This is a genomic window from Comamonas sp. GCA5, from assembly GCF_036541385.1.
GTDB classification, from domain to species: Bacteria; Pseudomonadota; Gammaproteobacteria; order Burkholderiales; family Burkholderiaceae_C; genus Comamonas; species Comamonas aquatica.
In genome coordinates this window covers 1-346 of sequence record NZ_JAZHFR010000252.1, presented here as the reverse complement: position 1 = coordinate 346, position 346 = coordinate 1, and the positions used below count along the sequence as shown (strand labels likewise).

General features: G+C 50.0%; 2 rRNA genes. Both read right to left on the bottom strand.

Going from position 1 to position 346, the window contains the following annotated elements:
- Positions 1-9: 9 nt before the first annotated feature.
- A 5S ribosomal RNA gene (gene rrf, locus SJH88_RS19540) occupies positions 10-122 on the bottom strand.
- Positions 123-244: 122 nt separating this feature from the next.
- Positions 245-346 (bottom strand): 23S ribosomal RNA (locus SJH88_RS19535); the annotation flags it as partial.

Genomic DNA, 346 nt, shown 5'->3' with positions numbered 1-346 from the left:
GCTGTAAGAGCCTGGCGATGACCTACTTTCACACGGGAATCCGCACTATCATCGGCGCAAAGTCGTTTCACTGTCCTGTTCGGGATGGGAAGGAGTGGGGCCAACTTGCTATGGTCACCAGGCATAACTTGTCGCAAAGCAGCTCATCGCTACCTTGCAAATTCATAGAGCCTAATCAGCTTTTATTCGATTGCGCACATGGGCATAAAGTCTTTTGAACACTGCACAGCAGTATCAAAGTTATAGGGTCAAGCCTCACGGGCAATTAGTACTGGTTAGCTTAACGCATTACTGCGCTTCCACACCCAGCCTATCAACGTCGTGGTCTACAACGACCCTTCAGGGG